Below are 18,912 nucleotides of genomic sequence, written 5' to 3' on the forward strand. Positions count from 1 at the left end.
TTGGGGCGCCTTTTCGGCACCGACGGCGTCCGTGGGGTCGCGGGTCGCGACCTCACGGCGGAGCTCGCCATGGACCTGTCCGTGGCGGCCGCTCACGTTCTCGGCGAGATCGGCATCGGGGTGGACCTCGGTGCCGACTCGCCCGCACGCCGTCGGCATGCAGGCGCAGCCACCGCGACGGGCCTGAAGAGGCCTGTCGCGGTCGTAGGCCGGGACCCCCGGGCTTCAGGAGAATTCCTGGAGGCCGCGGTGGTCGCCGGCCTCGCGTCGTCCGGGGTGGATGTGCTCCGCCTGGGTGTGTTGCCCACGCCCGCGGTGGCGTACCTGACCGGAGCGCTCGGCGCCGACCTCGGCGTCATGCTCTCCGCCTCGCACAATCCCGCCCCTGACAACGGCATCAAGTTCCTCGCCCGCGGGGGGCTCAAGCTCTCCGACTCGGTCGAGGACGAGATCGAGGCCCGCCTGCGCGAGCCCTGGGAGCGCCCGGTGGGTTCCCAGGTCGGTCGCGTCCGGGAGGCGTACGGCGAGGCCGACCGCTACATCTCGCACGTCCTGGCGACCATCGAGGGCAGCCTCGAAGGTCTCAAGGTCGTGGTGGACTGCGCGCACGGCGCCGCCCACATGGTCGCGCCGGAGGCCCTGGTGCGTGCCGGGGCGACCGTCGAGGCGATCGGCGCGCGTCCGGACGGGCTCAACATCAACTCCGGTGTCGGCTCGACCCACCTGGACAAGCTCCAGCAGGTCGTGGTGTCGCGCGGCGCCGATCTGGGCCTGGCCTACGACGGCGACGCCGACCGCTGCCTGGCCGTCACGCACGACGGGCAGGTGGTCGACGGCGACCAGATCATGGCGATCCTGGCGCTCGACCTGCATTCGCGGGGCGAGCTGGCCAGGGACACCGTGGTCGCGACGGTCATGTCCAACCTGGGCTTCAAGCTGGCCATGCGCGAGGCCGGGATCACCGTGGTCGAGACCGCGGTGGGCGACCGGTACGTGCTGGAGCGGATGAAGGCCGACGGCTTCAACCTCGGTGGTGAGCAGTCGGGGCATGTGATCATGCTCGACCACGCGACCACCGGTGACGGCCTGCTCACCTCGCTGCACCTGGCTTCGGTGGTGGCGCGGTCGGGCAAGTCGCTGGCCGAGCTGGCGTCGGTGATGACGTTGCTGCCGCAGGTCCTGATCAACGTCAGGGACGTCGACCGGGGCAAGGCGGGGGTGGCCGAGCTGGCGCGGGCGGTGTCGGAGGCCGAGGACGAGCTGGGCGAGAGTGGCCGCGTGCTGCTCCGGCCGAGCGGCACCGAGCCGATGATCAGGGTCATGGTCGAGGCGGCGTCGGAGGAGCAGGCGACCAAGGTCGCCGAGCGGCTCGCCGACGTGGTCCGCGTGGCCTGCGTCTGACCGGCCGGGCTCCGGCTCGCGGTTGACCGGGTTTTTCGCAAAGGGGTACGGCAAGCTCGCCGTACCCCTTTCGCGTGGGTACGGCAGGCTGCCGTACCCCTTTCGCGTGCAAGCGGGCGACAAGCCGGTGGATCTAGGGTGGGCGGCATGAGTCGGCTGCGGGGCACCACGGTGCTGATCACCGGGGGCCGGGCGCCGGTGGCGCTCGATCTGGCGCGGAAGTTCGCCGCGTGCGGTTCGCGGGTGCTGGTCGCCGAGAGCGCGCCGGCGGATCTGTGCCGCCGGTCGAAGGCGGTGGCGGCGACGTTCCGCGTGCCGCCGCCGAACCGGGCGCCGGGGGCGTTCGCCGAGGCGCTGGCGGGGATCGCCAAGCGGGAGGCGGTGGATCTGCTGGTGCCGACCTGCGAGGAGATCTTCTGGGTCGCGCGCGCGCTGGACGTGCTGGAGCCGCACTGCCGGGTGCTGGCCGAGCCGCTCGAGCGGCTGCGCGGGCTGCACAGCAAGTGGGAGTTCGTCCGGCAGGCCGAGGCGTTCGGGTTGCCGGTGCCGCGGACGGTGCGGGGGGCCGGGTTGCGCCTGCCGTACGTGGTGAAGCCGGTCTTCTCGCGGTTCGCGACGAAGGTCCGGGTGGTCACGGCGGAGGAGCCGGCGCCGGACGAGGCGTGGGTGGCTCAGGAGTTGCTGACCGGGCGGCAGGTCTGCACGTATTCGGTGGCCGCGGCGGGCAGGCTGGTGGCGCACGCCGCCTACGAGGTGGAGTTCACCGCCTCGGGGGCGTGCGTGAACTTCGCGCCGATCGACGATCACCCCATCGAGCAGTGGGTCACGAAATTTCTGGAAAAGTCGGGCTTCACGGGGCAGATCGCGTTCGACTTCATCGACGGCCTCCCGCTGGAGTGCAATCCGCGCGCGACCAGCGGCATCCACCTGTTCGGCCCGGAACTGGCCGAGGTGCTGTACGGCTGCGCCACCGGCGTCCTGCCCGGCCAGCCGCTGCGCCCCGACCCGGAACGGCGGGCGATGCTCGGCCTGGCCATGCTCGGTTTCGGACTCGGGCAACACGGCCTGGCCCGCTGGTGGCGCGTGCTGCGCGAGTCGGCGGACGTGATCGCCGTCCCCGGCGACCGAGGCCCGTTCCGGTCGCAGCTCGACGTGCTCTGGCACACCTGGCTGCGCTCGCTGTGGACCCGGCGGTCGATGATCGAGTGCTCGACCTACGACATCCAGTGGGACGGCCGGTGAGGGTCGAGCTGCACACCCGGGACGTGCCCTGGCCGGACACGCCGGACGGCGCCTTCGCCCGCGCCTACCTCGAACCGCTGCTCGCCGGGCCGGTCGAGGCGTTCGTCCACAACGTGTGGACGGAGGTGGCCGTGCTCATCGTCGACGGGCGCACCGTCCTGCCGATCACCGTCAACGACGACGAGCGCGGCAACGCCTGGGTCTGCTCGCCGTACACGCACTATGTGACGTATGCGAAGGAGGAGCTCTACCTCCTCGACAGCCGCGCCACGAGGGCGGTGCTCGGCGTGGCGCTGGACGCGCTCGGACTGCTGGCCCGGTTCTCGCGGCTCGACCGGGTGGTGACGGTGAACAACTGGCTGCTGTCCACCAACCTCTACCCGGCTCTCGAACCCGGACAGATCGCCGCGGTCGTCGCGTTCCTCCGCGAGCGTTTCCCAAGTCACGCGATCGTCTTCCCGTCGGTCAACGAGCCGTTCGCCGAGGGCGGCCTGCTGCACGTGCCGGGCCGGCAGGTCTACCTGATCGACCCGGGCCGCAAGGCCGGCCGCTCGCGCAAGCGGTGGCGGTACGACCTGCGGTTGATCGAGCGGCACGGCTACGAGGTAATCGAGCCGGACGACCCCAAACGGGTGGTCGAGCTCTACAACCTGCTCTACCTGGACAAGTACTCCCGCAACAACCCGCAGTTCACCGAGCGCTTCGTCGGCGAGCTGCCCTTCACGCTGCGCGGCCTGGCGAAGGACGGGCGGCTGGACGCGGTGCTCGGCTACTACGAGCGCGACGGGGTGATCACCACGCCGATCTTCGGCTACGACACCGCGCTCCCGCGCGAGCTCGGGCTCTACCGGATGCTCAGCGCGCTGCTCTACCAGATCGCCGTGGAGCACGGCTGGCAGGTGAACGACAGCGCGGGCGCGGGGGAGTTCAAGCGGTTGCGCGGCGCCGAGCCGTGCATCGAGTACCGCGCGGTGGGTCTCGACCACCTGCCGTGGCGGCGGCGGGTGGCGTGGGTGGGGCTGGAGCAGGTGCTTCGCCGGGTGGCGGTGCCGATGATGCGCGAGAAGGGACTGTGAGCATGGATCTGGTCGCCGAGGTGCTGGCCTCGTGCGCCCGCACGCCGCGGGCGACGGCGATCATCGATCCGCGGGGCCGTGAGCTGAGCTTCGGCGCGTTGCGCGAGCGCGTGCTGCGCATCCGCGACCGGCTGGCGGGCGCGGGCTTCGAGCCCGGCCAGAGCGTGCTGTACGCGGTGCAGCCCTCGCCCGACGCCATCGCGGTCGCGCTGGGCGCGGTCGCGGCGGGCGGCACGCTGGTCTTCGCCGACCCGGGCCTGGCGCCGGGCGTGCTGGAGGCCCGGCTGCGGCTGGCCCGGCCGGGCTGGGTGGTCGCCGAGTCCTTCCTCTACGCGATCACCGCGACCGCCGCCGGCCGCGCGCTGGTCCGCCGCCGCGGCGTGCTGCTGCCCGCCCTGTCCCAGGCCGCGGTACGGCATGCGTACACCGGACGATGGCTGCCCGGCGTGCCCTCCGGGGCGGTCCGGCTGCACGGCCTCGACGCCCCCTTCGACGCCGCGCTCGGCGAGGCCGACCTGGACGCGCCCGCGGCGGTCATCTTCACCTCCGGCACCACCGCCCACCCGAGAGCGGTCGTGCACACCCGGCGCTCGCTGGCCGCCGGGCTCCAGATCTTCATGGACCGCTTCCCGCTCGGCCCCGGCGACGTCGTGCACACCGACGGGCTGATGCTGGGCCTGCCCGCGCTGATCGGCGGGGCGACCTGGTCGATGCCCGGCTCCCTCGACGGCCGGGGCGTCACGCACCTGTACCAGGTGCCGGTCGAGGCGGCCCGGCTCACCGAGCTGCCCGGCACGGTCCGGCACCTGTTGCTCGGCTCGGCGCCCGCGCCGCCTGCCGTACTGCGCAGGTGCCTGGAGATCTGCCCCGGCGAGGTCCACAGCGTCTACGCGATGACCGAGGCCCTGCCGATCGCGCTGGCCAGTGCGGAGGAGAAGCTGGCCTACTCCGGCGGCGATCTGCTGGGCGAGCCGCTGCCGGGGGTGGGCGTGCGCTTCACGGCCGATCGGGAACTCGTGGTCAGCGGCCCGCACGTCGCCCGCGGCTACCTGGGCGAGCCGCCGGTGACCGAGGTGCCGACCGGTGACCTGGCGCGCCTGGACGAGCAAGGGCGGCTGGTGCTGCTCGGCCGCAAGAAGGACATGTTGCTGCGCGAGGGCTTCAACATCTACCCGAGCCTCTACGAGCCGTCGATCGCCGCGCTGCCCGGGGTGCGGGAGGCGGCGCTGATCGGGCTGCCCGATCCCGCGACCGGCGACGAGGAGGTCGTGCTGGCGCTGGTGCCCGGCGACGGCTTTGAGGAGCAGGCGGTCCGGCGCCGGTTGCCCGAGGTGATGGACGCGGGCGCCCTGCCCGACCGGATCCAGGTCTTTCCCGACTTCCCGCGAGCCGGCCGCTCGCACAAGCTCGACCGGCCGGCCCTGCGGGATCAGCTCACTCGTCCCCGGTGAGGGAGAAGGACCGCAGCCGCTGGCCGGCCCAGACGACCGCGCCGACGATGACGACGAGCAGCGCCGGCACGGCGAAGCCCAGACTGACGTCGGCCTTCAGGAACGGCGAGGCGGAGATCTGGTCGGCGATGGTCTGCGCCCACTGCTGGATGGAGAAGGTGCGCGCGCCGGGCAGGAAGTTGCCCACCACGCCCTCCCACAGCAGCGCGTAGAGCACGCCGATCGCCACCGAGTGCCGGGTGACGACGCCGAGGAACAGGAACACCGCGGCGTAGGCGATCCCGGCGACCAGCGCGCCGGCCGCGAAGCCGACGGCGATGTCGTCCTCGTTCCCGACCAGGATCCAGGCCGCCAGGTAGGTGGGCAGCGCCGCGAACAGGGCGAGCAGCGAGGCGGCGACCACGAACTTGGTCTGCGTGATCACCGGCCGCGCGATCGGCTTGGACAGCAGGTGGATGATGGTGCCGTCGTCGATCTCGGGGGCGATCACGCCGGTGCCCGCGATCAGGCCCAGCAGCGGCAGCAGGGTGCCGATGGCGAAGGTCCGCATGAGCAGGACGGCCGTGCGCTGGTCGTCGCTGCCGAGCACGCGCAGCAGGACGGCCAGGCCGAGCAGGGCGACCGGGAGCAGGATGAGCAGGATGAGCCGCCGCCGGCCGAGGATGGCCCGGTAGGTGATCCCTGCGACCACGGTGTTCATCATCGGGAGCTCCGGGTGATCAGGTAGGCGAAGACGCTCTCCAGATCCTCGTCGGCCGGCGAGACCTGGTGCAGGTGGATGCCGTTGGCGCGGGCGACGCGCGGCAGCAGCCAGGTGAAGCGGCGGAACTCGGCCGCCTGGACCTCCAGGCCGTCGGGGCCGAGGGTGACGCCCCCGGCGCTGCTGTCCACGATGAGCGCGGCGGCGAGCTTGCGGTCGTCGCTGGAGCGGATCCGGAACAGGTGCGGCCGGTCGGTCATCAGCCGGCGGATCTCGCGGAAGTCGCCCGAGGCGGCGTTGCGCCCGGCGACCAGCACCTCGATGTGCTGCGCGACGCGCTCGACCTCTTCGAGGATGTGCGAGCTGAACAGGATGGTCTTGCCGGCCGCGCCCATCTGCCGGATCAGGTCCATCAGGTGCATGCGCTGGCGCGGGTCCATGCCGTTGAACGGCTCGTCCAGCAGGAGCACCTGCGGGTCGTGCACCAGCGCGGCGGCGACCTTGACGCGCTGCTTCATGCCCTTGGAGTAGGTCTCGACGCGGCGGTCCTTGGCGGCTTCCATGTCCACCGTGGCCAGCGCCTTCTGGGCGGCGCCCGCCGGGTCGGACAGGCCGTGCAGCCGGGCGGCGGACAGCACGAACTGCCAGCCGGTCAGGAAGCCGTAGACGCCCTCGCGCTCGGGGACCAGCCCGATGCTGCGGTAGATCTGGTGGTTCTTCCAGATCTTCGCGCCGTCCAGGGTCACCGATCCGTTCGACGGCGCCAGGAAGCCGGCCATCATGTGCAGCAGCGTGGACTTCCCCGCGCCGTTGGGGCCCAGCAGGCCGGTGACACCCGGCCCGATGGTCATGGTGACGTCGTTGACCGCCACCACGTTGCCGTACCAGCGCGAGACCTGGGCGAGCTCCAGCTTCATCGGGCGGCCGCCTTCCGGTAGCGCAGGGCGAGCCCGCCGACCAGCACCACGATCAGCGCGAGCGCGATCAGCGCCGGCCCGGGGCCGTCGGGATAGGTCATGCCGGCCGTGCCGCCGCCGAACAGCCACACCCGCACCGCGTCCACCAGGCTGACCGGGTTGACCAGCACCGCCCAGGAGGCGGCGGTCATCCGGCCGAGAGACTCGAAGGCGCCGTAGAGCGCGACCGCGACCGCCGAGGTGAGCAGGTAGACCGCGATGACCGAGGCCACGCCGAGCCCCCGGCGCGGGGTGAGCGAGGCCAGCAGCAGCCCCAGCGCGGCCAGCAGCACGCTCAGCAGCAGGCCGCTGACCATGGCCGCGACGTACTGCATCGTCTCCGGCGGCCCCGGCAGGTCCACCAGCAGCTCTCCCACGTACATCAGCGTCAGCGGCACGCCGATCAGCAGGAAGAGCGCCAGCGTCATGGCCGCCAGCTTCGCCACCACGTACTGCACCACGGTGACCGGGCGCGACAGGTAGAGCGGCAGCACCTTGTAGCGCAGGTCGGGCGCGACCACCGTGGGCGACTGCGAGGCCAGGAAGATCGCCAGCACCGGCTGCATGAAGACCGCGAGCTGGGTGTACTCCATCGTGCGTTGCTTGACCATCGCGAGGATGGCGATGGAGACCACGGCCGGGAGCAGCATCACCAGCGCGAGGAAGATCGGGATGACCTTGCTGCGCGCCGGCCGGCCGAGGCCGAAGATCCCGCGCAGGCTGTAGGCGAACAAGGCCCGGGTCGCGTAGCCGGAACCCAGCCGCGGCCCGTCGTAGTGGCGGTATCCGATGTCGTGGATGACGCCCGCGGACTCAGACACCGGCCACCTCCTCCCTGAAGACGTCCTCGATGCGGTGCCGGCCCTGCTCCAGCCGGATCAGGCAGAGCTCCAGGTCGGCGGCGGCGTCGCGGATCGTGTCGTAGGTCTGCGGGCCGCGCACCCGCACCAGCAGCACCCGGCCCTGCGGCGTGACGTGCTCGCCCGCCTCGGCCAGCCGGGCGGCCAGCGCCTCGGTGCCCTCGTCGACCTCGACGGTGAGGACCTGCGTGGCCTGGGTGAAGTCGGTGATCGCGCTGGAGCGCAGCAGCCGCCCGGCGTCGATGACGATGACGTGGTCGCAGATGCGTTCGAGCTCGCCGAGCAGGTGCGAGGTGACCACCACGCTGATCCCGAACTCGGTGCCGATCCGGCGGATCAGCGCGAGCATGTCGTCGCGGCCCTGCGGGTCGAGGCCGTTGGTGGGCTCGTCGAGGAAGACCAGCCGCGGGTCCTGCACGAGCGCCTGCGCCAGCTTGACGCGTTGCTTCATGCCGGTGGAGTAGCCGCCGATCGGGCGGTAGCGCTCCTCGTAGAGGCCCACGTGCCGCAGGGTGTCGGCCGCCCGCTCCCGGGCGGCGGCCCGGGGCAGCCCGGACATCTGGGCGAAGTGGATGACCAGCTCGGTGGCGGAGACGTCGGGCGGGAGGCAGTCGTGCTCGGGCATGTACCCGACCAGGCGCCGGATGTCGGCGCCGCGGGTGGCCACGTCGAGGTCGAGCACCTGGGCGGTGCCGGCGGTGGGCGGGAGCAGGCCGAGCAGCATCTTGATCAGCGTCGACTTGCCCGCACCGTTCGCGCCCACCAGGCCGGTGACGCCGGGGCCGGCGCTCACCGTCAGCCGGTCGAGCGCGGTGACCCCGGGAAAGCTCTTGGTCAGCCCCTCGGTCGCGAGGATGTGCATGATCCGGACACTATCCCCCGGACCGGTGGCAGAGCCTCGTTCACACGGAGGATTTCCGAGCTCGTCCTGCGGTTTGACCCACCTGGGGCCAGAAGGTCCGCTGGAGGAGGAGAGTGACCACCCCCGCGATGATCATTCCCGCGATGTTGACCGCGAGCTGGGCCGCCGCGCCGCCCACCGCGCCCCACTCGCCGAGCGCCAGCGCCACCGCGGCGTAGCCGGCCGCCGGGATGGTGGTGACCGAGATGAAGACGCCGACCAGCGCCGACGACTTGCCCGCGGTGATCGAGAGCACCCCGGCCGTGCCCGCCAGCAGCGCGACGATGAAGGAGAACTTGTCCGGCAGCACGATGAAGCGGACCTCGTTGTTGATCTCCAGCATGTGCCGGTCCACCCAGCCGAGCAGCTTGGAGACGAAGGCGCAGGCGAAGGTGACCGCGATGCTCAGCGAGAAGCCCACGACCAGCGTGCGCACCGATTCGGCGATCAGCCGGACCCTGCCGCGCAGCAGGCCGAAGCAGACCGCCGCCACCGCGCCGAACTCCGGGCCGAGCACCATCGCGCCGACGATCAGGATCGGCGAGTTGAGCAGCACGCCGATCGCCGCGAGCTGGGTGGCGATGGCGAAGAAGACCAGGTAGGCCCAGGTGATCCTGGAGTCGGCGTGCACCCGCTGGGCGAGATCGGCCCAGATGACGGTGTCGTCCCCGTCGCCCGGCGCCTCCTCCTCGGCCTTCTCCGCCACCCGCGACAGCGACAGGTCCACCTGCTCGATGGCGATCGAGCCGCACTCCTCCAGCCACTTCAGCCGGCCGATCACGATGTTGGCCGACTCGCGGGCGAGGTCGCAGAAGACCAGGTCGCCCGCCGGCCGGACGGCGACGCCGGGCAGCACCGCGACGTTCGTGACGCCCGTGCACTCGTCCAGCGCCGCCAGCACCTCGGCCGTGCGGTCGGCCGGGCTGACCAGTCTCATGTGCAACACGGCGACCATTCTCGTCCATCGCTCGTTGAGGGAACGTTGACGGCCCTCGGCGAGGCTGCCGGGCATGACGAAGCACCGTTGCCACGCCGAGGGCGAGCCGTGCTGGTTCGCCGACATAGACGACCGCGAGTGCCTGGGGCGCTTCGCCGCCTACGTCTTCGCGGAGACCGGGTTCAGGTACGGCGAAGCCGTACCCGCCTGATCGAGTGGTCGGCGCCCTTGCGCAGCACGAGCTGGGCCCGGGCGCGGGTCGGGGCGATGTTCTCCACGAGGTTGCGCTCGTTGATGTCGCGCCAGACGTTCCTGGCGAACTCGGTCGCCTCCTCGTGCGACAGGTCGGCGATGAAGCGGAAGTAGGACTTGGGGTCCTCGAAGGCGGTGCGCCGCAGCTTGTGGAAGCGGTCGACGTACCAGTCGCGGATGTGCTCGACCTTGGCGTCGACGTAGATCGAGTAGTCGAAGTAGTCGCAGACCGCCAGCGAGGTGGGCGGCGCGGGCTGCAGGACGTTGAGCCCCTCGACGATGAGGATGTCCGGGTTCTTCACCACCTGCTGCTCGCCGGGGACGATGTCGTACTCCAGGTGGCTGTAGACGGGCGCGCGCACCTCGGCCGCGCCCGACTTCACCTCGGCCACGAACCGCACCAGCGCGCGCCGGTCGTAGCTCTCCGGGAAGCCCTTGCGGTGCATGATGCCGCGCTCTTCGAGCACGGCGTTGGGGTAGAGGAAGTTGTCGGTGGTCAGCAGCGCCACCTGCGGGTGCTCCGGCCATCTGGCCAGCAGCGTGTGCAGCAGCCGCGCGGTGGTCGACTTGCCCACCGCCACGCTGCCGGCCACCCCCAGGATGTACGGCACGCGCCGCTCCGGTTCGCCGAGGAAGGCGTTGAGCGTGCTGGCCCGCTGCCGGGAGCCGGTGAAGTGCAGGTTGAGCAGCCGGGTGAGGGGGAGGTAGATGTCGGTGACCTCGGCGAGGTCGATGGGGTCGTCGAGGCCGCGCAGGGCCTCCAGCTCGTCAGCGGTGAGAGTCAAGGGCGTGTTCTTGCGGAGTTCGCTCCACTGCTCCCTGCTCAGGTCCACGTAGCCGTTGTTCACCCCGGAAGCCTAACCACGGTGCCGGAGTGCGCCCGCAGCCAGGTTTGGCGAATTACGACATATGGCGATCTGTAGGGGGCGGATTAACGTTCGGTGAACAGCCCCGAGCTGCTCACCCGAAAGGTTGGCGCATGGATCGTCGCAACTTTCTCACCGGAGCCGGTGTCTCCCTTCTGGCCGTCGCCGGACCCTTCGCGGGCGTCGCCCAGGCCGGCGTGAACGGCGGGACCCGGCCCGGTCCCGGCTACGGGCCGCTCCGGCCGGTCGCCGACGAGCGGGACGGCGTGGTGCGGCTGCACCTGCCCGACGGATTCCGGTACCGCTCGTTCAACGCCGCGGGGGAGCCCTTCACCGAGGGCGGCCTCACCCCGGGCCGGCACGACGGCATGGCCGCCTTCCACGGGCGGCGTGGCCACGCCGTACTCGTGCGCAACCACGAGGTCAACGGCCCGGTCGGCGCGTTCGGCGACCCGGCCAAGGCCTACGACCCGGCGGCGGGCGGCGGCACGGCGACCCTGGAGGTGACGCGCTACGGCGAGGTCGTGCGCAGCGGGCCGTCGCTGACCGGCACCATGATGAACTGCTCCGGCGGCCCGATGCCGTGGGGCTCCTGGGTGACCTGCGAGGAGACGGTCAACGGGCCGGACGTGGGCAACGACTTCTCGGGCGGCGACAACTCCAAGCTGACCCAGAAGCACGGCTACATCTTCGAGGTGCCCACCCGAGGCGCCGCCTCGGCGCAGCCGATCCGCTCGGCCGGGCGCTTCGCGCACGAGTCGGTCGCCTTCGACCCGCTGTCCGGCGCGCTCTTCCTCACCGAGGACAACTTCGCCTTCCCCAGCGGCTTCTACCGCTACCAGCCGCCGCGCAACCCGCTCGCGGCGCGGCGCCTCCTCGACGGCGGCAAGCTGCAGATGCTGGCCGTACGCGACGAGCCGGGCAAGGACCTGTCGGTCGGGTTGCCGGTCGGCAGCACCTTCCGGGCGACCTGGGTCGACGTGGACGACCCCGATCCCACCTTCACCGGCACGCCCAGCAACGACACCGCCATCCAGGCCGTCGGCAACCAGGGACGGGCCAAGGGCGCGGCGCTGTTCTCCCGGCTGGAGGGGGCGATCTACCACCACGGCACGGTCTACTTCGTCTCCACCCAGGGCGGCGCGACCGCGCCCGGCGACACCCCGCCCTCGGGCTTCGGCAAGGGCCGCGGCCAGATCTGGGCCTACGAGACGTGGTCCTCCACGCTCAAGCTGGTCTACGAGTCGCCCGGCTCGGCCGTGCTCGACCTGCCCGACAACATCACCACCAGCAACCGCGGCACCCTCGTGCTGTGCGAGGACGGCGGCGCGGACAACTACCTGCGCGGCCTCACCCGGCGCGGCGAGATCTTCGACTTCTCCCGCCTGGTGCCTGTCGCCGGGGACAGCGGCGCCGAGTTCGCCGGCTCCACCTTCGGGCCCGGCGGCCACACGCTCTACGTGAACGTGCAGTCCAGCAAGGGCGTCTCCTTCGCGATCTGGGGCCCCTGGCACCGCGGCGGCTTCTGACCGGCCCGCGCGGCCTCCCGCGGTCAGGCGTTGGTTACGCTGGGTCGATGATCCTCGGCATTGGGGTGGACCTGGTGGACGTCGCCCGGTTGGAGGCCGCGCTGGGGCGGACGCCGGGACTGCGCGAGCGGTTGTTCACCGAGATCGAGCGCGACCTGCCGGCGCGGTCGCTGGCCGCGCGGTTCGCCGCGAAGGAGGCGGTGGCCAAGGCGCTCGGCGCGCCCGAGGGGCTCGGCCACCTGGAGGCCGAGATCCGCTGCGACGAGGCCGGCCGGCCGCACCTGTCGGTGTCGGGCCGGGCCGCCGAGGTGGCCAGGGACCTGGGCGTCAAGCGCTGGCACGTGTCGCTGACGCACGACGGCGGGCTGGCCATGGCCTACGTGATCGCCGAGGGTTAGGTTCGATCCCATGCGCACCGCCTACCGAGCCGACCAGATCCGGGCCGCCGAGCAGGCGCTCATGGCCACGCTGCCCGAGGGCACGCTCATGGATCGCGCCGCCGCGGGCCTGGCCGCCGGTTGCGCCGGCCTGCTGGGCCGGGTGTACGGCTCGCGGGTGCTCCTGCTGGTGGGCAGCGGCGACAACGGCGGCGACGCGTTGTTCGCCGGGGCGCGGCTGGCCCGCCGGGGCGCCCGGGTGACGGCGGTGCTCGCCGGCTCCAAGACGCACGAGGCCGGGCTCCACGCCTTCCGCGCGGCCGGCGGCCGGGTGGGCGACCGGGTGGAGGCGGCCGACCTGGTGCTTGACGGCCTGGTCGGCATCGGCGGCTCGGGGCCGTTGCGCGAGCCGTACGCCAGGCTGGCCGCGGAGGCCGCGCACGCGGGCCGGGTGGTGGCCGTGGACGTGCCGAGCGGCGTGGACGCGAGCACCGGCCAGGCCCACGGAGCGGCGGTCAGGGCCGAGGTCACGGTCACGATGGGCGCCTACAAGACCGGCCTGCTGATCGATCCGGGCGCGGCCTTCGCCGGCCGCGTCGAGCTGGTCGACATCGGCCTGGGCCGCTACCTGCCCGACCCCGACGTGGCGGCGCTGACCGGCGCGGACGTCGCCGACCTGCTGCCCTCGCCGGGCGTGGAGTCGGACAAGTACCGCAGGGGCGTGGTCGGCATCGCCGCGGGCAGCGACGCCTACACCGGCGCGGCCGTGCTCGCCGTGGGCGGCGCGTTGCGGGCGGGCGCCGGGATGGTGCGGTACGTCGGCCGCGAGGCCCCGGTAGCGCAGGTGCGCGCGCACTGGCCCGAAGCGGTGATCACCGAGCTGGAGCGGCCCGCGCTCGACGGGGTGGGCCGGGTGCAGGCGTGGGTGCTCGGCCCCGGCCTCGGCACCGACGAGTGGGCGCACGAGCTGGCCGCCCGCGTGCTGGCCTCGGACGTGCCCGTGCTGATCGACGCCGACGCGATCTCGCTGGTCGCCCGCGACCGGTCCCTGCTGCTGCGCAGCGCGCCGGTGCTGCTCACCCCGCACGCGGGGGAACTGGGCCGGCTCCTGCGGGTCGCCCGCGAACCGATCGAGGCCGCGCGCCTGGAGCACGCCCGGCGGGCGGCGGCCGAGCTGGGCGCGACGGTGCTGCTCAAGGGCTCGACCACGGTGGTCGCCGAGGAGGAGCGGCCGGCCCGGGTCAACACCACCGGCTCGGCGTGGCTGGCCACCGGCGGCACCGGCGACGTGCTCTCCGGGATCGGCGGCGCGCTGCTGGCCCAGGGGCTGAGCTGCTACGACGCCGGATCCTGCGCCGCCTACCTGCACGGTCGCGCCGCGCGGCTGGCCGGCGGGCCGCTGACCGCCTCCGACGTGGCCGCCGCGATCCCGCGGGCGCGGCGATCCCTGGGACGAGCACCGGACTGAGCTGCCAGACTGGAAAGATGCATTTCCCAGCCGAGGCACGCGTCGATCTCAGCGCGATCAGGGCGAACGTCGCGCTGCTCAAGGAGTACGCGGGCGGCGTAGAGCTGATGGGCGCGGTCAAGGCCGACGCCTACGGGCACGGGCTCGTGCCCGCCGCCCAGGCCGTCGTCGCGGGCGGGGCCTCCCGGCTCGGGACGGCCTACCTGCGCGAAGCCCTGGCGCTGCGCGCCGCCGGGGTGAGCGTGCCGGTGCTGTCGTGGATCCTCACCCCGGGCGAGCCGCTGGAGGAGGCGCTGCGGCAGGACATCGAGCTGTCGGCCTCCGACGAGTCGCGGCTCGGCGAGATCGCCGGGGCGGCCCGCCGTACCGGCGTGCAGGCGCGGGTGCACCTGGAGGCCGACACCGGGATGAGCCGCGGCGGCTCCCCGCTGGCCGCCTGGCCGGGGCTCCTGCGCCAGGCGGCCCGGCTGCAAGCCGAGGGCGTCATCGAGCTGGTCGGCCTGTGGTCGCACTTCGCCTGCGCCGACCTGCCCGGCCACCCGTCGGTCGAGGCGCAGATCGAGGCCTACGAGCAGGCGCTCAAGCTGGCCGAGCAGGCCGGGCTGGCCGGCTCGCAGGTGATCCGGCACCTGGCCAACTCGGCGGCCATCGTGACCCTGCCGCGCACCCGCTTCGACCTGGTCCGTCCCGGCATCGCGATGTACGGCCTGTCACCCATCCCCGAGCAGGGCGACTTCGGGCTGCGCCCGGCGATGACGCTGGTGGCGCAGCTCGCCCTCGCCAAGCGCGTGCCCGGCAAGTCGGGAGTGTCCTACGGGCAGCTCTACGTGACCGAAGCGGAGAGCACGCTTGGGCTCGTCCCCCTCGGGTACGCCGATGGCATCCTCCGGCACGCAACGGGGCGGGTGGAGGTTCTGGTCGGCGGAGTACGGCGCGGCATAGCGGGCCGGGTCTGCATGGACCAGTTCATGATCGACGTGGGTGACTCCCCGCTCCGCGACGGCGACGAGGTCGTGCTGTTCGGCCCTGGGACGGGGGGCGAGCCCACCGCACAGGAATGGGCGGATAACCTCGGCACGATCACGCATGAGATCGTGACGAGAATCGGGTCACGGGTGCGCCGGGTGTACGTGGAGTGAGGTCATGACGACGACAGCTCGGAGGAAGGTCGGCATCGCCGGCGCGATCGTCGGCGCCGCCTCCGCCGGCGTGGCCGCGGTGGCGCTGGCCAAGCGGTACGCGGTGGGCCGCATCAGGCTCCGCCCCGACCCCGCCGCCAGCGAGCCCCTCGGTGAGCTGCGCGGGCGCGAGCGCACGCTGATCACCTCCGACGGCATCGCGCTGCACGTGGAGATCGACGGGCCGGAGGACGCGCCGCTGACCCTCGTCTTCTCGCACGGCTACTGCCTCAACCTGGAGTCGTGGCACTACCAGCGGCGCGAGCTGCGCGAGAACCACCGCATCGTGCTCTGGGACCAGCGCTCGCACGGCCTGTCCCAGCGGGCCCCGGCCGAGGACTGCACGATCGACCGGCTCGGCGACGACCTGGCCGAGGTGCTCGACGCCTTCGTGCCCGGGCCGTGCGTGCTGATCGGCCACTCCATGGGCGGCATGACCATGATGGCGCTGGCCGACCGGCGCCCGGAGCTGTTCGGCGAGCGGATCAGGGGCGCGGCTCTGCTGGCCACGTCCGCCGGCAAGCTGGCGGAGCTGACGCTCGGCCTGCCCGCGCTGCTGTCCAAGGCGGTGCACAAGGTCGCGCCGCCGACGGTCTCCCTGCTCGGCCGGCGCGGCAGCCTGGTCGACAAGACCCGGCACGCCGGCAGCGACATCGCCTTCCTGATCACCCGCTACATCGGCTTCGGCGACTCCAAGAACGTCAGCCCGACGATCGTCGACTTCGCCGAGTCGATGATCAGGGCGACGCCCACCGAGGTCGTGGCCAACTTCTACTCGGCGCTGATGAACCACGACAAGCTCTCGGCGCTGTCGGTACTCGACGACGTGCCCACCGCGATCATGGTCGGGGATCGCGACTGGCTGACCCCGCCCGACCACAGCAAGGCGATCGCCGCCGCGCTGCCGAAGGCCCAGCTGACCGAGGTGCCCGACACCTCGCACCTGATCCAGTTGGAGCGGCCGGACGTGGTGAACGACGCGCTCAAGGAACTGGTGAAACGGGTGGAAGCATGAAGGTGGCGACCGCGGAGGACATGAGGTCTTTCGGAGTACGGCTGGCCGCGCGGCTGCGCGCGGGCGACCTGCTGGTGTTGTCCGGGCCGCTCGGCGCGGGCAAGACCACCCTGGTCCAGGGCATCGCGGAGGGGCTGAAGGTCCGCGGCCCGATCACCTCGCCCACCTTCGTCATCTCCCGCGTGCACCCGTCGCTGTGCGGGGGCCCGGCGCTGGTGCACGTGGACGCCTACCGGCTCGGCGGCGACCTGGAGGTGGACGACCTCGACCTCGACGCCTCGCTGGAGGACTCGGTCACCGTCGTCGAGTGGGGCGAGGGCAAGGTCGAGAACCTCGCGGAGGACCGCCTGGAGGTGCACATCTCCCGCGAGAGCGACGAGCGCGAGATCAGCCTCCGTGGCGTGGGGGACCGGTGGGCCGACACGCCGTCTGATCCGCGGCAAGGGTAAAAGCCGGGTTATCCGCTGCTCACCCTGGCACCATATGGATCATGGGTTGCCCGGGCACTTTCTGGGCATAACGTGAGGCATTTCACCGACTTTCGGTAGATGCTGGGGTCAAACGGCGGAGTGGGGTGCGGTGGTGCACAGGAGCCGGCAAGTCGCGTACGCGGGTGCCATCCTCATGCTGGGATTAGTCGGCTGCGCGGCGGAAGCGTCGCCCAGCCCGACAGAGACACCGACCGGGGGCGCGACGGGGACGCCCTCCGCGACCGTCAGCCGGCAGAACATCCCCATCCAGCTCAACCCGGACAACGTGACCGAGGGGGACACCTCCAAGGTCTGGATCCTCGCCAACTGCCCGCTGCCGCAGGGCGGCCCCGCGCACACCGGCCGAGCGACCTCCGACGCCTTCGTCTCCGCGGTGACACTCCAGTCGGCCCCCGCCACCAGCCCGACCGCGAACCCCACCGCCACGCCCGCCCTGCCGTGGGTGCGCGGCCAGGCCGAGGTCGCCCGCACCGCCAAGCCCGGCACCTACACGGTCGACGTCAAGTGCGAGGGCACCAACGACACCGGCCGCGCGACGCTCCGCGTCATCCGTGACACCCCCGCCACCACGCGCCCGCCGGCGACCACCCGCCCGCCCACCGCGCGGCCCACCCGCATCGGCGCCGGCGGCGGCGGCACCTACGGCAAGGACATCGACGACGACCAGGGCGGCTTCCCGCTCGGGCCGGCCGGGATCGTTCTCGGCCTCGCGCTGGCCGGCGGCATCGGGCTGGCGGTCAGGCGTCGTCGCGCCTGAGCCATGGCAAAGTTCAGCAGGGTGGTACTGGCGGGGGCGGCCACCGGCCTGGTCATGGTCGCCTTCGGCAAGGTGGTCCAGGACCAGTCGCCGGCGGTCGCCGCCGTCGTGCCGCAGAGCATCGGCATCCCCTCGCTCGACCTGGAGGCGCCGCTGATGAAGCTCGGCACCACCAAGACGGGCGAGATGGAGCTGCCGCCGTACGAGAAGCCCAAGCTCGCGGGCTGGTTCAAGGGCAGCGCCGTGCCCGGCGACAAGGGCGCCTCGATCATCGTCGGGCACGTGGACACCAAGACCGAGCCGGCCGTCTTCTACAAGCTGCGCAAGCTGAAGAAGGGCGACCTGGTCGAGATCGAGCGCAGCGACGGGAAGGTGGCGAAGTACAAGGTCACCTCCATGGAGCAGGTGGACAAGGACGAGTTCCCGGCCGAGCGCGTCTACGAGCAGGACGGGCTGAAGCTGGTGACCTGCGGGGGCACCTTCGACTTCGACCGGAACGAGTACGACGACAACGTGATCGTCTATGCCACCCTGGTGAAATGAGCGACAATCCGCCCGCGTCGGGCGTCCGCGTCCCCTGGGAACAGGTGCCCGCCCGGGTCCGTGCCGAGGTCGAACGGGTGCTCGGCGCCCCGGTGGCCGAGGCGGTCACCCAGACCGGCGGCTTCTCCCCGGCCGCCGCGGTCCGGATCCGGCTGGCCGACGGCTCCCGGGCCTTCGTCAAGGCGATCGGGCCGGAGCCCAACCCCGACTCGGTCGAGATCTACCGGGCCGAGGCGCGGGTGGCCGCGATGTTGCCCGCCGAGACGCCCATGCCCCGGATGCTGCACACCTTCGAGCTCGACGGCTGGGTGACCCTCGTCTTCGAGGACGTCGACGGCCGGCATCCGGCCCTGCCCTGGCGCGCGGACGAGCTGGAGCGGGTCCGTGACGTCCTCGAAGAGCTCGGCAAGATCACCGCGCCGGCCGGGCTGCCGACCGTGGCGGCCGAGTACGGCGGCAAGTTCCGCGGCTGGCGGCTGCTGCAGGGCGAGGACCTGACCGGACTGGACCCGTGGGCGCTGGCCAACCTCGACCGGCTGGCCGAGCTGGAGTCCGGCTGGGCCGAGGCGGCCGCGGGCGGCACGCTGATCCACGCCGACACGCGCGCCGACAACGTCCTGCTCACCGACGACCGGGTCTACCTCGTCGACTGGCCCTACGCCTGCGTCGGCGCGGCCTGGTTCGACTGGCTGTGCATGCTGCCCTCGGTGCGGATGCAGGGCGGGCCGCCGCCGCAGGACCTGCTGCCCGACCCGAGCCTCCCCGTGGTGTCCGCGCTGGCCGGCTACCTCGTCCGGCAGAGCCGCCTGCCCGCCCCGCCCGGGCTGCCCACGGTCCGCTCGTTCCAGCGCGCGCAGGGCGCCGTCACGCTCGACTGGCTGAAGCACTGCCTCCACGGCCAGTAAGCTCTTT

The 18,912-nt window shown here is 72.3% G+C and carries 20 protein-coding genes; 14 read left to right on the forward strand and 6 right to left on the reverse strand.

Annotated elements, in window-relative coordinates; genetic code table 11:
- From glmM to AB0I67_RS01580, 4 genes are all read left to right on the forward strand, one after another.
- Complete coding sequence (gene glmM / locus AB0I67_RS01565; protein WP_357915854.1) at positions 1-1,401, forward strand: phosphoglucosamine mutase; 1,401 nt, start codon at positions 1-3, stop codon at positions 1,399-1,401.
- Positions 1,402-1,548: 147 nt separating this feature from the next.
- Positions 1,549-2,643 (forward strand): hypothetical protein, encoded by a 1,095-nt coding sequence (locus tag AB0I67_RS01570; protein ID WP_357915857.1) that lies wholly within the window; start codon positions 1,549-1,551, stop codon positions 2,641-2,643.
- A complete protein-coding gene (locus AB0I67_RS01575; RefSeq protein WP_357915860.1) occupies positions 2,640-3,719 on the forward strand; it encodes a hypothetical protein in 1,080 nt (359 codons plus the stop codon). Before AB0I67_RS01570 ends, AB0I67_RS01575 begins: the two co-directional genes overlap by 4 nt.
- A 2-nt stretch (positions 3,720-3,721) precedes the next feature.
- Positions 3,722-5,170, forward strand: a complete 1,449-nt coding sequence (locus AB0I67_RS01580) for a class I adenylate-forming enzyme family protein (RefSeq protein WP_357918338.1) — start codon at positions 3,722-3,724, stop codon at positions 5,168-5,170.
- On the opposite strand, the gene AB0I67_RS01585 is transcribed toward AB0I67_RS01580, so the two are convergent.
- From AB0I67_RS01585 to AB0I67_RS01605, 5 genes are read right to left on the reverse strand one after another with little or no spacing between them, the layout of a single operon-like run.
- Positions 5,154-5,873 carry an ABC transporter permease subunit gene (locus AB0I67_RS01585; protein ID WP_357915863.1) on the reverse strand — a complete coding sequence of 240 codons (720 nt, stop codon included), beginning with the start codon at positions 5,871-5,873 and terminating at the stop codon, positions 5,154-5,156. The two genes, AB0I67_RS01580 and AB0I67_RS01585, sit on opposite strands and share 17 nt — an antisense overlap.
- Complete coding sequence (locus AB0I67_RS01590; protein ID WP_357915866.1) at positions 5,870-6,787, reverse strand: ABC transporter ATP-binding protein; 918 nt, start codon at positions 6,785-6,787, stop codon at positions 5,870-5,872. Before AB0I67_RS01590 ends, AB0I67_RS01585 begins: the two co-directional genes overlap by 4 nt.
- Positions 6,784-7,647, reverse strand: a complete 864-nt coding sequence (locus AB0I67_RS01595) for an ABC transporter permease (RefSeq protein ID WP_357915869.1) — start codon at positions 7,645-7,647, stop codon at positions 6,784-6,786. The genes AB0I67_RS01590 and AB0I67_RS01595 overlap by 4 nt, the downstream gene beginning before the upstream one ends.
- Complete coding sequence (locus tag AB0I67_RS01600; RefSeq protein WP_357915872.1) at positions 7,640-8,548, reverse strand: ABC transporter ATP-binding protein; 909 nt, start codon at positions 8,546-8,548, stop codon at positions 7,640-7,642. Before AB0I67_RS01600 ends, AB0I67_RS01595 begins: the two co-directional genes overlap by 8 nt.
- A 40-nt stretch (positions 8,549-8,588) precedes the next feature.
- The gene (locus AB0I67_RS01605) at positions 8,589-9,524 is read right to left on the reverse strand and encodes a DUF389 domain-containing protein (RefSeq protein WP_357918341.1); all 936 of its coding nucleotides are present in this window, start codon (positions 9,522-9,524) and stop codon (positions 8,589-8,591) included.
- Positions 9,525-9,597: 73 nt separating this feature from the next.
- On the opposite strand from AB0I67_RS01605, the gene AB0I67_RS01610 reads away from it, so the two are divergent.
- Positions 9,598-9,735 (forward strand): hypothetical protein, encoded by a 138-nt coding sequence (locus AB0I67_RS01610; protein WP_357915875.1) that lies wholly within the window; start codon positions 9,598-9,600, stop codon positions 9,733-9,735.
- On the opposite strand, the gene coaA is transcribed toward AB0I67_RS01610, so the two are convergent.
- The gene (coaA, locus tag AB0I67_RS01615) at positions 9,707-10,609 is read right to left on the reverse strand and encodes a type I pantothenate kinase (RefSeq protein WP_357918343.1); all 903 of its coding nucleotides are present in this window, start codon (positions 10,607-10,609) and stop codon (positions 9,707-9,709) included. The two genes, AB0I67_RS01610 and coaA, sit on opposite strands and share 29 nt — an antisense overlap.
- A 146-nt stretch (positions 10,610-10,755) precedes the next feature.
- On the opposite strand from coaA, the gene AB0I67_RS01620 reads away from it, so the two are divergent.
- From AB0I67_RS01620 to AB0I67_RS01660, 9 genes are all read left to right on the forward strand, one after another.
- A complete protein-coding gene (locus tag AB0I67_RS01620; protein WP_357915878.1) occupies positions 10,756-12,171 on the forward strand; it encodes an alkaline phosphatase PhoX in 1,416 nt (471 codons plus the stop codon).
- Positions 12,172-12,218: 47 nt separating this feature from the next.
- Positions 12,219-12,569 (forward strand): holo-ACP synthase, encoded by a 351-nt coding sequence (locus tag AB0I67_RS01625; protein WP_357915881.1) that lies wholly within the window; start codon positions 12,219-12,221, stop codon positions 12,567-12,569.
- Positions 12,570-12,579: 10 nt separating this feature from the next.
- Positions 12,580-14,016, forward strand: a complete 1,437-nt coding sequence (locus tag AB0I67_RS01630; protein ID WP_357915883.1) for an NAD(P)H-hydrate dehydratase — start codon at positions 12,580-12,582, stop codon at positions 14,014-14,016.
- A 17-nt stretch (positions 14,017-14,033) separates the two neighbouring features.
- Complete coding sequence (gene alr, locus AB0I67_RS01635; protein WP_357915886.1) at positions 14,034-15,155, forward strand: alanine racemase; 1,122 nt, start codon at positions 14,034-14,036, stop codon at positions 15,153-15,155.
- Between the two features lie 4 nt (positions 15,156-15,159).
- On the forward strand, positions 15,160-16,209 hold the full coding sequence (locus AB0I67_RS01640; RefSeq protein ID WP_357915889.1) for an alpha/beta hydrolase: 1,050 nt from the start codon (positions 15,160-15,162) through the stop codon (positions 16,207-16,209).
- Entirely contained in the window at positions 16,206-16,658 is a 453-nt protein-coding gene (gene tsaE / locus AB0I67_RS01645; RefSeq protein ID WP_357915892.1) for a tRNA (adenosine(37)-N6)-threonylcarbamoyltransferase complex ATPase subunit type 1 TsaE, read from the forward strand. Before AB0I67_RS01640 ends, tsaE begins: the two co-directional genes overlap by 4 nt.
- A gap of 175 nt (positions 16,659-16,833) precedes the next feature.
- Positions 16,834-17,457: a hypothetical protein gene (locus AB0I67_RS01650; protein ID WP_357915895.1), complete on the forward strand. Its 624-nt coding sequence runs from the start codon at positions 16,834-16,836 to the stop codon at positions 17,455-17,457.
- A gap of 3 nt (positions 17,458-17,460) precedes the next feature.
- Positions 17,461-18,000 (forward strand): class F sortase, encoded by a 540-nt coding sequence (locus tag AB0I67_RS01655; protein WP_357915898.1) that lies wholly within the window; start codon positions 17,461-17,463, stop codon positions 17,998-18,000.
- Positions 17,997-18,905: an aminoglycoside phosphotransferase family protein gene (locus AB0I67_RS01660; protein WP_357915901.1), complete on the forward strand. Its 909-nt coding sequence runs from the start codon at positions 17,997-17,999 to the stop codon at positions 18,903-18,905. The genes AB0I67_RS01655 and AB0I67_RS01660 overlap by 4 nt, the downstream gene beginning before the upstream one ends.
- The last annotated feature ends 7 nt before the right edge of the window (positions 18,906-18,912 follow it).

Source organism: Nonomuraea sp. NPDC050310 (assembly GCF_040655795.1).
GTDB lineage: Bacteria > Actinomycetota > Actinomycetes > Streptosporangiales > Streptosporangiaceae > Nonomuraea.

What these genes read in the sequence shown, in the direction of transcription:
- AB0I67_RS01570 (WP_357915857.1), top strand. Translation starts at nt 1,549, where the DNA reads ATGAGTCGGCTGCGGGGCACCACGGTGCTGATCACCGGGGGCCGGGCG.
- AB0I67_RS01580 (WP_357918338.1), top strand. Translation starts at nt 3,722, where the DNA reads ATGGATCTGGTCGCCGAGGTGCTGGCCTCGTGCGCCCGCACGCCGCGG.
- AB0I67_RS01585 (WP_357915863.1), bottom strand. Translation starts at nt 5,873, where the DNA reads ATGATGAACACCGTGGTCGCAGGGATCACCTACCGGGCCATCCTCGGC.
- AB0I67_RS01590 (WP_357915866.1), bottom strand. Translation starts at nt 6,787, where the DNA reads ATGAAGCTGGAGCTCGCCCAGGTCTCGCGCTGGTACGGCAACGTGGTG.
- AB0I67_RS01600 (WP_357915872.1), bottom strand. Translation starts at nt 8,548, where the DNA reads ATGCACATCCTCGCGACCGAGGGGCTGACCAAGAGCTTTCCCGGGGTC.
- AB0I67_RS01605 (WP_357918341.1), bottom strand. Translation starts at nt 9,524, where the DNA reads ATGAGACTGGTCAGCCCGGCCGACCGCACGGCCGAGGTGCTGGCGGCG.
- AB0I67_RS01610 (WP_357915875.1), top strand. Translation starts at nt 9,598, where the DNA reads ATGACGAAGCACCGTTGCCACGCCGAGGGCGAGCCGTGCTGGTTCGCC.
- AB0I67_RS01620 (WP_357915878.1), top strand. Translation starts at nt 10,756, where the DNA reads ATGGATCGTCGCAACTTTCTCACCGGAGCCGGTGTCTCCCTTCTGGCC.
- AB0I67_RS01625 (WP_357915881.1), top strand. Translation starts at nt 12,219, where the DNA reads ATGATCCTCGGCATTGGGGTGGACCTGGTGGACGTCGCCCGGTTGGAG.
- AB0I67_RS01630 (WP_357915883.1), top strand. Translation starts at nt 12,580, where the DNA reads ATGCGCACCGCCTACCGAGCCGACCAGATCCGGGCCGCCGAGCAGGCG.
- alr (WP_357915886.1), top strand. Translation starts at nt 14,034, where the DNA reads ATGCATTTCCCAGCCGAGGCACGCGTCGATCTCAGCGCGATCAGGGCG.
- AB0I67_RS01640 (WP_357915889.1), top strand. Translation starts at nt 15,160, where the DNA reads ATGACGACGACAGCTCGGAGGAAGGTCGGCATCGCCGGCGCGATCGTC.
- tsaE (WP_357915892.1), top strand. Translation starts at nt 16,206, where the DNA reads ATGAAGGTGGCGACCGCGGAGGACATGAGGTCTTTCGGAGTACGGCTG.
- AB0I67_RS01650 (WP_357915895.1), top strand. Translation starts at nt 16,834, where the DNA reads ATGCTGGGATTAGTCGGCTGCGCGGCGGAAGCGTCGCCCAGCCCGACA.
- AB0I67_RS01655 (WP_357915898.1), top strand. Translation starts at nt 17,461, where the DNA reads ATGGCAAAGTTCAGCAGGGTGGTACTGGCGGGGGCGGCCACCGGCCTG.
- AB0I67_RS01660 (WP_357915901.1), top strand. Translation starts at nt 17,997, where the DNA reads ATGAGCGACAATCCGCCCGCGTCGGGCGTCCGCGTCCCCTGGGAACAG.